Source organism: Methanooceanicella nereidis (assembly GCF_021023085.1).
Classification (GTDB): domain Archaea; phylum Halobacteriota; class Methanocellia; order Methanocellales; family Methanocellaceae; genus Methanooceanicella; species Methanooceanicella nereidis.
Genome location: NZ_PGCK01000003.1, coordinates 236,424 through 249,942 on the forward strand (window position 1 = coordinate 236,424; position 13,519 = coordinate 249,942).

The 13,519-nt window shown below is 49.1% G+C and carries 14 protein-coding genes; 4 read left to right on the top strand and 10 right to left on the bottom strand.

The window, feature by feature from the left end; all coding sequences use genetic code 11:
- Positions 1-17 precede the first annotated feature (17 nt).
- The gene (locus CUJ83_RS05365; RefSeq protein ID WP_230741254.1) at positions 18-1,781 is read left to right on the top strand and encodes a glycoside hydrolase family 15 protein; all 1,764 of its coding nucleotides are present in this window, start codon (positions 18-20) and stop codon (positions 1,779-1,781) included.
- Here CUJ83_RS05365 and CUJ83_RS05370 read toward each other — a convergent pair.
- From CUJ83_RS05370 to CUJ83_RS05410, 9 genes are all read right to left on the bottom strand, one after another.
- Positions 1,764-3,077, bottom strand: a complete 1,314-nt coding sequence (locus CUJ83_RS05370) for a glycosyltransferase family 4 protein (protein WP_230741255.1) — start codon at positions 3,075-3,077, stop codon at positions 1,764-1,766. The two genes, CUJ83_RS05365 and CUJ83_RS05370, sit on opposite strands and share 18 nt — an antisense overlap.
- Positions 3,078-3,230: 153 nt before the next feature.
- Positions 3,231-4,523 carry an asparagine--tRNA ligase gene (asnS, locus tag CUJ83_RS05375; protein ID WP_230741256.1) on the bottom strand — a complete coding sequence of 431 codons (1,293 nt, stop codon included), beginning with the start codon at positions 4,521-4,523 and terminating at the stop codon, positions 3,231-3,233.
- 128 nt (positions 4,524-4,651) lie between these two features.
- On the bottom strand, positions 4,652-5,041 hold the full coding sequence (locus tag CUJ83_RS05380; protein ID WP_230741257.1) for a hypothetical protein: 390 nt from the start codon (positions 5,039-5,041) through the stop codon (positions 4,652-4,654).
- A gap of 173 nt (positions 5,042-5,214) precedes the next feature.
- On the bottom strand, positions 5,215-6,411 hold the full coding sequence (locus CUJ83_RS05385) for a mechanosensitive ion channel family protein (protein ID WP_230741258.1): 1,197 nt from the start codon (positions 6,409-6,411) through the stop codon (positions 5,215-5,217).
- Positions 6,412-6,760: 349 nt separating this feature from the next.
- A complete protein-coding gene (locus CUJ83_RS05390) occupies positions 6,761-7,522 on the bottom strand; it encodes a CBS domain-containing protein (RefSeq protein WP_230741259.1) in 762 nt (253 codons plus the stop codon).
- Positions 7,519-8,364 (bottom strand): CBS domain-containing protein, encoded by an 846-nt coding sequence (locus CUJ83_RS05395; RefSeq protein ID WP_230741260.1) that lies wholly within the window; start codon positions 8,362-8,364, stop codon positions 7,519-7,521. The genes CUJ83_RS05390 and CUJ83_RS05395 overlap by 4 nt, the downstream gene beginning before the upstream one ends.
- Positions 8,364-9,338: a CBS domain-containing protein gene (locus tag CUJ83_RS05400; protein ID WP_230741261.1), complete on the bottom strand. Its 975-nt coding sequence runs from the start codon at positions 9,336-9,338 to the stop codon at positions 8,364-8,366. The genes CUJ83_RS05395 and CUJ83_RS05400 overlap by 1 nt, the downstream gene beginning before the upstream one ends.
- Positions 9,331-10,119, bottom strand: coding sequence for a CBS domain-containing protein (locus tag CUJ83_RS05405; protein WP_230741262.1), 789 nt, complete (start codon positions 10,117-10,119; stop codon positions 9,331-9,333). Before CUJ83_RS05405 ends, CUJ83_RS05400 begins: the two co-directional genes overlap by 8 nt.
- Positions 10,120-10,133: 14 nt before the next feature.
- Positions 10,134-10,724 (bottom strand): CBS domain-containing protein, encoded by a 591-nt coding sequence (locus CUJ83_RS05410; protein ID WP_230741263.1) that lies wholly within the window; start codon positions 10,722-10,724, stop codon positions 10,134-10,136.
- 210 nt (positions 10,725-10,934) lie between these two features.
- On the opposite strand from CUJ83_RS05410, the gene CUJ83_RS05415 reads away from it, so the two are divergent.
- Genes CUJ83_RS05415 through CUJ83_RS05425 form a run of 3 tightly spaced genes read left to right on the top strand, consistent with a single transcriptional unit; the run spans position 10,935 to position 12,399 of the window.
- Positions 10,935-11,570, top strand: a complete 636-nt coding sequence (locus CUJ83_RS05415) for an Era-like GTP-binding protein (RefSeq protein WP_230741264.1) — start codon at positions 10,935-10,937, stop codon at positions 11,568-11,570.
- A gap of 7 nt (positions 11,571-11,577) precedes the next feature.
- Positions 11,578-11,931, top strand: coding sequence for a DUF2073 domain-containing protein (locus CUJ83_RS05420; protein ID WP_230741265.1), 354 nt, complete (start codon positions 11,578-11,580; stop codon positions 11,929-11,931).
- A 9-nt stretch (positions 11,932-11,940) separates the two neighbouring features.
- Positions 11,941-12,399, top strand: coding sequence for a Zn-ribbon domain-containing protein (locus CUJ83_RS05425; protein ID WP_230741266.1), 459 nt, complete (start codon positions 11,941-11,943; stop codon positions 12,397-12,399).
- Positions 12,400-12,936: 537 nt separating this feature from the next.
- On the opposite strand, the gene CUJ83_RS05430 is transcribed toward CUJ83_RS05425, so the two are convergent.
- Positions 12,937-13,428 carry a hypothetical protein gene (locus CUJ83_RS05430; RefSeq protein ID WP_230741267.1) on the bottom strand — a complete coding sequence of 164 codons (492 nt, stop codon included), beginning with the start codon at positions 13,426-13,428 and terminating at the stop codon, positions 12,937-12,939.
- Between the last annotated feature and the right edge of the window lie 91 nt (positions 13,429-13,519).

Genomic DNA, 13,519 nt, shown 5'->3' on the forward strand with positions numbered 1-13,519 from the left:
TCGCTCAACCTTATTCTATGTACGGCATCATAGGTAACGGCGAGACCTGCGCCTTCATCAGTGTCTTTAGCTCACTTGACTGGCTTTGTCTGCCGGCGTTCGATTCTCCCACGATGTTCGCACGGGCACTGGACAGTTCCGAGGGCGGATGCATCAAGCTTTCATATGAGCTTGGAGGATCGATACTGCCGCTGGAGAGCGGGGAGCAGAGGTATATCGAGGATACCAATATCCTCGAGACCACGACACGTGTAGGCAGCGACATGATAAAGGCGATAGATTTCATGCCCTTCGGCAAGCATTCCCTGTGGCGTATCCTGGGCATTTCCGGCCCTGACCGCTTTAAGCTGTACATGGACGTCGATGCGCGGCCTGACTATAATCGCAAGGCTCCACGGATCGAGATGATCGAAGCCGGTATGATGGTCTCTTCTCCCGGACAGGCTTTATACATAACGTCCGCCGAAAATGCTGTGATAAGGAAGAACAGGATCATATTCTCTATCGAACCGCCTGTGACCGTTCCCGTACTGATGACATACGGTCGCGATACTAATGAGGCAATAAAGGAGTTCAAAGGTTCACCCGGGCATACTGAAGATTATCTGGCCGAAGTGAGGTTCTGGAGGGATTACATGTCCGGGGCCACACCGATATTCGAGCTTAACCCCAGGCTTCATTATTTTTATATGCGTTCTCTTCTTGTCCTAAAACTTCTTGTATACAATGACACAGGGGCCATACTTGCCGCTCCGACCTCGTCGTTCCCCGAGACCATCGGCGGAGAGCATAACTGGGATTACCGCTTTTGCTGGGTAAGGGACGGGGCGTATAGTTCTGAAGCTTTTGCGCTTGCCGGAATGTACGAAGACTCGAGGAGAATACTTGATTTTCTCCTTAATATCGTTAACCTTAAGGGGAAGCCCTACCCGTATCCGCTAGTATCCATCTACGGCGACCTTACCGGGACCGAAGAAGTATTGCTGGACAGCCTTACGGGCTTCGGCAACAGCCGTCCGGTAAGGATCGGAAATAAGGCCGTAGAGCAGAAGCAGAATGACATGGAGGGGGAGGTAATACATGCGATATACACTTATTACAAATATTCCCGGGACACCTCTTATGTAAAACGAAACTTCGACAGGATAAAAAAGATAGTGGACTATTCGAAGAGGCACTGGATGGAAAAGGACGCCGGCATATGGGAGTTCCGCAGAGAATACATGAACTACGTGCATAGTAAGACCATGTGCTGGGCGGCACTGGAATATGGCAGCAGGCTCGCGTCGCTGCTGGATATGGACAGTCTGGTCGATGAATGGCGAAAAGAGGCCGAAAAAGTAAAGGCCGACATCATCGAAAAAGGCTGGTCCGAGCGAAGAAAATGCTTTAAGCGGGCATACGAGGATGCCGCCTACGACGCGTCGGTCCTGGCGATCCCTCTCATGAACATGCTACCTGTCACCGACCCTATGGTAAAGATGACAGTAAAGAGCATCACTGATAACCTGGGGACCGGAGGTCTCCTGAAAAGGTTCCAGGACGAGACGGGGGCTTTCATGCTGGCATCATTATGGCTGGCCCAGGTAATGATGAAAAAAGGGAAAGTGGTGAACGCGATGGAGATCATTAACAGGGCGGCCAGGTATGCATCCAGCGAGCTCGGACTGTTTGCCGAAGAGTACGACATGTACTACAGGCGCCTTGTAGGGAACATCCCTCAGTCCTTCTCGCATGAGGAGTTTATCCGGTCCGTGCATTATTTACTCGGTAAGGAGTGACTCTCCCGCTCCTGATCTATCCCTTATCCTCTTCTGAAGATGTATGGTATCGTATATGTCGCAGTGTTCCAAAAAACCTCTCTCGACACAAAAGCGCGTGTTTGCAAGCTTTCTTCCGTTCTCGCCCATCTCTCTCCTTAATTCGGGGTTCTCGATGAGCGAGATGATCCGTTCGGCAAGCTCCCGGTGGTCTCTTGGCTTGAAAAGGTGCCCGTTAAAGCCATCCATTATCTGTTCGGGGATGCCTCCGATATTCGATCCGATAAGCGGCTTTGAGAAACACATGGCCTCAGACAGGACCAGTCCGAAACCTTCATTGATCGACGGCAGGACCAGCATGTCGCATGCCTCATAAGCCTCAAGGAGGTCCTCGTTGCTGACCTTGCCTAAAAATTTTATATGTTCGCCGATGCCGAGCTCATCCACAAGAGCTTCCAGCTCTTCCAGCATGTTCTTCCTTCCAAGTATCTTTTTGGTCAGGGAACCGTTCCCGATGAACACGCAGGTCGTCTTCGGTTCCTTACGCACGACCTCTTTCATGGCCCTTATCAGGTATTCCTGCCCTTTCCTGGGGTCTATTCGCGCGACACACAGCACTATATTATGGTCTTTCTGTATGTCGAATTTTTCCCTAAAGCCATTCTCCTCGCTCCGGCAATATTTCTCGGTCTCTATGAAAGGATTGATCTTTGATATCTTTTCAGGGTCTAGCCCGCTTTCCACTGCAGTCCTCACATATTCATCCGTCGAGAATATGATCCGGTCATAGTACTGCATGTACCTTATGAGAAAATCCCGCCATTCGGCAGGCATCACATCCGTGAACGGGATGTGCCATGTGAACACGGTCGGAACGTTCAATTCGCCCCGGAGTAAGAATGCAAGCGGCATGACCTGAAAATCATGGACATGCAATATATCGAACTGCTCGGTCTCATATACCTGTTTAACCTTTTCGTACATGCTGACGTTGAACCCCAGGTATTCGGGATAGCCCTGGTTGAACCTGTCTTCGACGGGGACATAGTTCACTTTTTCATTGCCATGGGTGATGTCGATTATCAATTCCTTGAATTTAAAATAACCTTCGATAGATTCCAGGACATTCTCCTGGTCTGACATGCGATATACTTTTATACCGTCCACGACCTCGAAGTCGGGCGCATCCCCGGCCTTAAGATGGACCACGACCAGTTCATCCCCGCGATCGATCAGCCTCCTTCCAAGGGCAAGCAAATATCGCGTCACTCCACCCACGTACGGATAAAATGATTGGGATACTGTGCAAATTTTCATATTTTAACATCTTGCTATTTTGGGCTAAATATATTGGTCGAATAAAAAACCAATAAAAAGGTCTAATGACAGTGTAAAGCACGTTATTAATTTCAATTTACTAAAAAATAATAATTTTGTTAATTTTAAATGAAAAATGTGATAAGCAGCCTATTACGGGTATAACCTGCTTATGGTTCGCGGATATGGTATTGTATCCCTTATATGCTCCGCCCCGCAGATCCACCTGACCAGGCGCTCGGCTCCCATGCCGAATCCGGAATGCGGGACTGAACCATATCTTCTCAGGTCCAGATACCATGCGTACTTCGACGGATCCTCGCCCTGTTTCCTTAATCGCCCTTCAAGCAGGCCCAGGTCAGTTTCCCTTTCGCTTCCGCCGATTATCTCTCCAAACCCTTTAGGCCCTATCATGTCCACGTTAAGCACTTTCTCATTCCCGGCATCCTTCATGTAGAACGCCTTCACGGCCAGCGGGTACTCCGTAATGAACAAAGGCTTGTCATAATGCATAGAAAGCTGTCTTTCCTCATGCGTCCCGAAATCCTCTCCCCATTGTATCCGGTAACCATCTTCGTGCAATATCCTTATCGCGTCATCGTATGTTATCCTGGGGAAAGGCGGCTTGAGGTTAAGGAAGTACTCGGGGTCGCTTCCGAGTGACCTGATCTCTTCTGCCCTTTCTTCCGCCGTCTTGTTACATATGTATGATACAAGGTCTTCGAGCATATTGAGCATCTCATAGAGACCCATCCATGCCATCTCCGCCTCGATATGCCAGTATTCGGCCAGATGCCTCGTGGTGCGCGACTTTTCCGCCCTGAAAGACGGTGTGATCGCATAAACGTTCTCCAGCCCGAAGATGAGCGACTCCAGGTAGAGCTGGGCGCTCTGGGAGAGGTAAGCTTTCTCATCGAAATATTTTATTTCGAACAGCGTAGAGCCGCCCTCGCATGAGCTTGACATGATTATAGGCGGCGTGACCTCATAGAAACTGTTGTTCCTGAACCATTCTCTTGCCGCGTTGAGCACCGAGTCCTTGACCTTCATTATGGCCACAAGCTCTTTACTCCTGACATGCAGGTGCCTGAGGTCCAGCAGCACTTCCGGGTTGTGGCCTTCGCCGAAGATCGGATAATCCTGGGCGCAGCCTACGAGCTCGATACCCGTACTTACAAGTTCCTTGCCTCCGGGTGCCCTGGCATCGGTCCTCACTTTAGCCTTCAAGCGGACGGAGCACTCCAGAGATAAAGAGTCGGCTGTCATCAGATCATCGTCGCTGACATTTCCCTTTTTAGTGGTGACCTGTATCTCTCCCGTAGAGTCCCGTATGGTGGTGAAAACGATCTTGCCGCTGGACCGGTTCTTTACGACCCATCCGCCTACCTCTATCTCTTCACCGTCGCTGTAATTACCTGAAAGGATGTCTTTGATCTTCGCTAACATAACAATATCATCTTCATATCGGATAACGCCATTATAGCTCGCCGGTATGCCCGAAAGGTCCCCGCCGGAAATATAACGGCTCAGGTTATCTTTGTCGTATTTCTAAAAATCTTTTACTATATGGCATGCTATGGCTTGCCAATAAGCTGCTTGTGCTTGTTCTCGACGATCTCCCGGCATATCTCGAAGAACACGTCAACTTCCGCATCCTGCTTGTTGTCAAGCCGCCTTGTTATGATTTCCTCGAACTCGTCGAGGAACCTGATCGTAGTATCGGTCTTCTTTCCCTCTTTACGAATAAGGTTATACAACCATTCCATGTAGCGCCTGACGGTCGCGACGTCCCTGGCCTGCGACGGCTCCATCAGCAGGTCCATAAGGCCTTCGCAAACAGCGTGAGCGATGTCTTCCGGGGGCTGGCCTTTTCCTGCAAAATACGCGGCTCCCCTGAACCTGTTGACCGCGTCGCGGATGATAAGGTCCCTGTATCTGGATAGTTCTTTTGTCGTTGAATACATGATAATGCGCCCTTAGTTTTTAACAGCCATTTTCTTCTTTCATTAATATTTCCGGTATGTCCTGATAAACGGATAAACATAACTGAATTTTTTTAACAAGGAGTAAAAATAGGCTGAAGTTTCACCGGTGCTCTTACGTCATGGCGGACGGACCTCAAAGCGCCAATACCGGATCACTTTGGTATGACGGTCTTTATCGGGTACGGGATCTCAATGCCCTCTTCTTTGAACCTTGCGAGCACTTTCCTGTATATGACGTCAGGCACGCTGAGGTCTTCCCTGTACGAGTCGATCCATACGAGCATCGTGATGTCCACCGAAAAGTCGCCCAGTGCGGAAACATATGCCCTCGGACCAGGCTCTTTCGATACCTGGGGCAATTCCGAAGCGATCCTTTCCATTATCGCACACGCCTTATCGACGTCCGACCTGTAGGATATGCCCACTTTTATCGTGACACGCACCTTTGAACTGGGCTGGGACATGTTGACTATCTTGCTTCTCGCCATCTCCTCGTTAGGCACGATAACTACCCTGTTGTCCATCGTCCTGATGCGCGTGCTTCGCAGGCCGACGTCGAGCACGTCCCCCTGTCCTATGCTGGGAAGTATGAGCCTGTCACCTACCTTGTAAGGCCTGTCGGTCAATATCGCAACAGCGCCGAACAGGTTGGACAAGGACTCTTTGGCAGCCAGCGCCACCGCGATACCCACGACCCCTAGGCTCGCGATCAGCGGCGTGATCTCAACGCCAAACTGCCCTATGATCATTATGACCGCTATCGAGTATACCAGCACGACCAGGAACTTTCTAAGGAATGGCATCAGATGGTCGTCAAGGTCCGAATTGGTTTTCGGGGCCACGTCCGTTACATACCATTTTATTATTCCTTTTATCAGGTTTGAAACGACGTAGGCGCATAAGAGTATGAGCACGATCGCGGAAAGCCTGTCCAGCATCGTGATGGCGTTCACCGGCATATGATTGATAGTCTTGAACGCCAGGTAGATGCCGGCGACGATGACTATGACCTGTATCGGGCCTTTTATGACCGATAATATCTCGTCGTCCAGCGTCGACTTGGTCTTTGAGACAAGATGGGGGGCTACATCCAATACGATCCTCTTGACGATCTCGGATAAGATAAGGAATATGGCAACGATCAACAGTGCTGCCATCAGGTCGGCAATAAACGGGCTTAAGCCGGTGTTCATGGATATCCAGTTTTCTATGGCGTCAGCGAAGGGGTTAATGTCCATAAAGCTTCCGGCGGTCGCACTGGCAGTGGAGTTCACTGTATCGTTCGCCGGCTGCGTCATAGCGATTGGGTCATTAGGCAGTGAGCTGCTATTGTCCACGATCTCGAGCATTCTAGCTTTTTACTGACCGTTGAGTATTTAACTTTTACTCTGACTATCCAAAATAGTATTTAGACGAAGGCGCCGGACGTATCGCTCAGGACATGAAGTATGATCGCCATCGTTACAGCAATTGTATAGATCATCGGAGACAGATATTTTTTATTCATCGCCATCTACCGATCAGACTTGAAGCGCCGAAAATAAATAGATTCCCTATACTGCGGATCCATCCGTAGTTATGGCCTCAGGATCGGCATCTTTATCAAAAAACACTATAAAAAATTTTCATGAAAGGGTACGATGGCTAAAACATGGGATAAACCGACCCTTCCATGGACTTCTCAATTCCCCTGTGACTTTATATGGCCTTGATGATATCCCTTCGAGTTATCATACCGATGACATGGTTGTTTTCATTCATCACAGGCAGTGCGCCGATATCTTTTTCTATCATCAGTTTAGCCGCATCTTTTATCTGCGTATCGTGGGGCACCGTGATAACGCTGACGCTCATTATGTCCATGGCGATAAGCATCTCGACCTTGTTGTCCTGCCGGTTTTGCTGGGCATGCTTTTTTATTCCCCTGAATGCCTTTGCGATATCGGTCTCAGACACAAGTCCGACCAGCACATGCCCGTCCATGATCGGGACGCGCGTCACTCCTTTCTCCATCATCAGCTTTCTTATATGCGCCACTCTCGCATCCGGGGGTGCTACTACCGGCATCTTCATGATCGACGACACCGTTCCTGCCGGCGTGGCGTTCCTGATGACGTCCTTGGTGGTGATCGAACCGACGACATCGCCGTCTACAACTACTACGCAATCGACGTCCTTTAGCATGCTTATGGCTTTCTTCAGGTCATCTTCAGGGCCGATCATGCTGAAATTGTTGCTCACTGCATCGCATACATGGAACAGCGACGGCGGGTGGTTATATTTTCTCCTTGAGCCAAGTTCCCCGCATATGCTCCTTAAGGTCACTATTCCCTGGACTTCGTCCTTGTGTTTAACGACCAGCCTTCTGACATGGTATTTATCCATCATGTCGAGAGCTTCGGACATCCTGGCCGATTTATCGATCGTATGCGGTTTAGACATGATATCTTTCACTTTCATTCCGGGGCCTCCGATAGCCATTTCAGTATGTTCATGTAGTTGAACTGGCCGGTCAGCTCGCCGTTTATGACCGGCAGCGCATCATAGTTGTTATCTACCATGATACGGGCGGCGTCGACCGCCTTATCCTCTCGCTTCACGGATGCCAGCGGTGTCGACATCACGTCCTCAGCGACTATCATGGCCTCCCTGAAATGCCTGTACTTCTTCTGACCTGCATAGGATTCTTTTCTCGTCTCCTTGATATCCTTGACATGCCTGGGGTTTATTTCCACGAACCCGAGGTCTGCCATGTTTATAAAGCCCACGTACGGGCTAGTTTCAAGGCCGTCAGTGACTATGACGTTCTCCGCTTCATTCTCGTCCATGAGATCCATTATGCTGTTTATGGTATGGTGCCTGCTCACTTTCAACATGTTAGACGACATCATGTCCCCGACGCGAAGGTTGCATCCCAGGAGAGTGAAAAATTTTACAAGATCATGCTTTGTCACGATACCTTTGACCCTATCATCAAAAACGATGAGGCTTGATATCTCGTTCTCAAGCATGAGCGCGGCAGCTTCCTGTACCGGGATATTCGACGTGACCGTGATCGGGTTCGGCGTCATAACAATCTCCACAGGTATGCTATCGAGCGGACGCCTTCTCCATTGCGGCTCTGCCTGGTTTAACCTCGCAGCGAGGTCTTTTTTAGTAACTATCCCTTTAAGGTCTTCACCGTCCATCACGACAAGCCTGGAAACTCCGTTGCGGAGCATCAGGTTTCTCGCCCTGGCAAGGTTATCGCTCATAGATACGGCGAAGACAGGCGAAGACATTATTTCGCCGACCTCTGTCATCACTCCTCCTCCTTCAATGACATCATTATATCGTGCTCCGTGATAATCCCGGCCAGCCCTTCATCGCTGATGACCGGGAGGCAGCCGATCTTATTCCTGTACATGAGCTTTGCCGTAGCCCCCAGGTCTTCATCCGGCCGCACCGTGATTATCTCGCCTTTCATGATGCTGCTCACCGGCAGGCTCAAGGCCTCGTCAACGTTGCCCGTCACCAGCTTTTTGAACGCATCCCCGCTTCCCAGGTATCTCATTATGTCAGTCGCGGTGACTATGCCGCAGACCAGGTTATTCGAGACTATCGGTAGCCTGCGGAAACCGCTCTCTATCATCGTCTTTGCAGCCGACTCTATGGACATGTCCGGCGGCGCCGTAGTGACCCTTTCGCTCATCACGTCGCTTATCCTCTTACCCGATATCGTCTCGCCCATCAGATGGACAATATCTCTCTCTGTTATGATGCCCACGATCTTTCCATCCTCCGTGACGACCGGAGCGCCTCCTATGGATCTCTCTATCATTGTGGAGACCGCGTCTTCCAGCGAGGAGCTATCCTGTATCGTGATGACTTCCTGCTGCATTATCTCAGTTATGGGGCCGTTTATCGCCACGATCATGTTACCGTCATATTTTTTGTCTATGATCTGGCGTTTATCTCCGCCCCCTAAAAAATCGATCACATCTACGACAGTGCAGATACCTTCTATCCTCTTTGTCCCGGGGTCGGCCACCGGCAGCCTTCTATATCCATACCCCACCATAGTCCTGGCCGCTCCCATGATCGTGGTGGTGGGCGGTATAGTGACGACATCCTTGCTCGCCACGGCCATGATACCGCTTACATGCTGGGATATGCGCTGCTTGAAATCCAGCGGGCCTTTAGTAAAGCTTTCATTCAGGTCATGTACGAACTTTCCTGTGTTAGCGCGGCGTGAACGCCTGTTTTTTCCAAACTCATTTATACCTTCCCTAGTCAACCAGCATCGGCCTCCTGCAAGCTCTTATGATATCAAACCTGTCGATTATGCCCACGATCTTGTTATCCCTTACGACCGGGACCCTGCCGATATTTCTTTCGATGAATATCTTCGCCACCTTTTTTATGCTGTCATCCTCGTTCACGGTCACCGGGGGCGTCGTCATGATCTTTTGGACCGTAGTGGATGTCATGTGACCTCTTTCGCTCTCGCGCTCTATCCTGGCATAGCCCCGCTTCATAATATCCTCACGCGTGACCATGCCTATAACTTCCATATCTTTACTTACGACGGGAAATCCGGTTATCTCGCGCTCTATCATGTTCAGCCATACGCGCGACACGTTTTCTTCAGGCTCGCAGACCAGGACTTTTTTTGTCATATAGTTCTTCACGGGCTCATCCTGTAACTCCAGGTCCCCTATGCCCTGAAAAATGTCGACAATGCTTAAAAGGCCGATAAGGCGTCCATTATCGTCAACTACCGGGACTCTGCCCTCATCCGTGCCCAGCAATGTCCTGGCAGCAGCGGCAAGGCCTGTTGAACGAGTCACCGTGGGGACATTTCGCCTTATGAACCCTTTGACCGTGACATTCGATCTGGTCGATGTCACCTTGATCACGTCCTGGATGGTTATCATGCCCTCGATTTTTTTATCATCGTCAACGACAGGCAAGCTCTGGTAGCCGTATTCCCTCATCAGCTCCCTGGCCCTCGTCACGAACTCATTGCCATTTATCGATACCGGGTTTACGGACATCATATCTTCGACTATCATCATATCACCAGGTTTTTTTATTGATAGAATGGGAGATCTTCCCTGCAGCTCGAGCATACGTACTTACCGTCGATGTATTCCAGGGACTCCTGGAACTTCTGGCAAACCTCGCATATGCCCTGGATAAAAGTAGTGGGGTTTCTCGTCTCCATCACTTCTTCCGATTCCTCTGAAAATTCTCCCTGGGGATTATTTTGCCTGATAAGGTCTCTCAGTATCTCGCTAAGCTCTGATGATACCATCATTAGGTCAGAATCGGATACTAGCCCGATCAATTTGTTACCCTGCACCACAGGGAGCCTGCGGATCCTGCGCCTGGACATTTCCCTTGACGCAAGCTCAACGCTCTTGTCCGGTGTGATAGTGATCAGGGGCCGGGACATAATGTCCTCGGCTACGACTGTAGAAGGAAGAAGATTCTTTGATACGATCTTTACGACAATGTCGCGCTCGGTGACTATTCCTACTGGCCGCGCGCCCTTAGTGATGATAATACACCCCACTTTAGCTTCGGACATTATGCTGCCAAGCCTGTCCGCAGTTTCAGAAACATCGGCTGTTATGAGCCTTCGCGACATGACGTCGCTAACGGGTAAATCGGTCTCCATCTGGCTCGCTCCTCAAGAATCTATATAATCTATGTTATATTATGATGATAATATTATTAATATTATCCGTTTTTTAATATGTTAGTAGTATCTATGTGGCGGGGCCATAAAAAACAAACATATCCTCTTACCATCTTCTGGCGTATGCTCGATAAGAGAATATTTTAATATAGTTAAAATGCCATAAATTAACACTCGCAGGGGAATTGGATGGCATTTATAGCAAAGCTTAAGAGTAATCTATCTAGCTTTCTAAGCAGTATATTTAAGAAAAAAGTATCGCGTATAGGAATATACGGGCCGCCGAACGCGGGCAAGACGACGCTTGCCAACCGGGTAGTGACCGACTTCACGGGCGAGACCATCGGAACAGCGTCAAACGTGCCACATGAGACCAGAAGGGTCAAGAAGCGTGACGGCGTGACAATATCGAGCAACGGCTCCTCCATAACGCTGGACATCGTCGACACTCCGGGGCTTGCCACTAAGATAGACTTCCATGATTTTATGGAGATGGGCATACCGGAAGAAGAGGCGAAAAAAAGGGCAAAAGAGGCTACCGAAGGAGTCATAGAGGCTATAAAGTGGATGGATAACCTTGACGGCGTCCTGCTTGTCATGGACGCGACGCAGGATCCGTATACTCAGGTCAACGTCACCGTCGTCGGCAATATGGAGGCAAGAAGCCTTCCGATGCTCATAGTCGCCAATAAAATGGACCTCCAGGGTTCCTCGGTGGAGCGTATCAAGGGCGCATTCCCTCAGCATACGGTCGTACCGATATCTGCGCTGGAAGGCAACAATATTGATCTTTTGTACGAGACCATAGCGAAGAGATTCGGGTGATGCGCCGATGTCGGATGAGGTTCAGATAAACATCATATCAGCAAACAGGATGCAGTCGATGAACACAATGGAAAAGATAAGGCTTATCCTGGATGACGTCATGAACGGCCATATCGTAATACTCGAAAAAGGCCTCGACCCGATGGAAGAAGCAAAGCTCATCGAGTTCACGATGATACAGATACGTAACGACGTATTCTCCGGCATCGAGATACAGAGCTATCCGCGCGACCAGAAAAAGTCGGCGATAGGAAAATTGTTCGGTAAAGACCCCGATTCTCGCATGACCGTCATAGGCCCGGCAAATCGTTTAAAGAGCATAAAGAAAGAAAAAGATATCATCTCTGCCCTTATAGCATAAGGTCGTAATATGCCCCATAAATGCATGGACTGTAAAAATATCATAGAATCAGGCTCGATGGACCTTGAAAAAGGCTGTCCTGTATGCGGTTGTAAAAAATTCCAGTACATCAGGCCGAAAAAGGAACCCAAAAAAGCAAAGCAAACGGTTGCAGAGTTTGTGACCGAAGCCGCTTCCGCAGAGCCTGCCCCGACTGAGGCTCAGCCAGAGGCTCCGCCCGTCACGCCACTGGAAGATATCATAGACGTCATTAAGCCGCCCTCACCCACAAAAAATAAAAACGAGGCCGCTGACAAGAAGTCCGAATTCGATAGGATCGACAGTGTACGCATTCTGGAAAAAGGCAGCTATGAGATCAACCTTCCGATACTATTGAACAGAAAAGAGCTTGTTATGTCCAAGGAAGAGGGTAACTACATAGTAGACCTGCCGTCCGCGCTAAAGACCTCTAAAAAGAAGCGCAAATGATCCTTTTCGATAACACAAAGGCAATCAGGGCTCACCATTTTTCACCACGAAGGGCTCTAAGGGCTCGAAGGTCCACTATTTTTCACCACGAAGTGCACGAAGGCGAGTAAGGTACACTAGACTGTTAACCACGAAGCGCACGAAGGCGAGTAAGGTACACTAGACTGTTAACCACGAAGCGCACGAAGGCGAATAAGGTACACTAATTTTTTTAGTATATGCTAATCTTCTAAAAAAGTCTTTTGTGTTCCTTGTTCGCCTTTGTGCGCTTTGTGGTTGGAAGTCGTGTCCTTGTTCGCCTTTGTGTGCTTTGTGGTGGGAGTTAGTGGTCTTTGTTCGCCTTTGTGTGCTTTGTGGTTGGAAGTCGTGTCCTTGTTCGCCTTTGTGTGCTTTGTGGTGGGAGTTAGTGGTCTTTGTTCGCCTTTGTGGTAGCGAAAGAAATAGCTATTTTTTTAATGAATCAATATGAGACGGTTAAAACTGACCGGATTACAGAACGCTTGGATACGTTCTAAAAGAAGTCCGGGGCATGAAGATCTATGCTCTGTAATAGAACATCGGTAATTCTGCGCCGTTCCTGACAATGATCGGCTTTTCCATGGACATGTCCCTGATCTCGATCTCCTCGATCTCGGTTGAGAACTTCGCGCCGCCGTCATATACGTACCAGCCGCCCATCGTGAGCCTTGACTGGTTTTTGGCGGTGAATTTCGCTATACAATTGTTGGGGTCTATGCTGACCAGGGTCAGGTCAGAGTCGTCGACAAATACGCCTTCTATGGACGGTTGTATCACTCTTGCCCCGAAAATAAGCGAGAACACTTTGGTGAATATGCTCGTATCATAATTTAGCGTGTACTTCAGGTCCGAGCCATCAGGCTCCACTACGATCTTGGTCACGCGGACGAGGTTATTTTCAGAAGAAGCAGCGTTAGCCGGGACTATACATGCTATAAGCAAGAATACTATGATAATGGCTGATACTCTTTTAGATATCATATCGACTACCCCCGGCAATCCTTTATACATTTGTGTGGTATGGGGTTGCTAAGATATAAAGATTTTCCACCGGGAAACAAATATATATTTTGTGAACATCTTGAATGGAAAATATTTACAT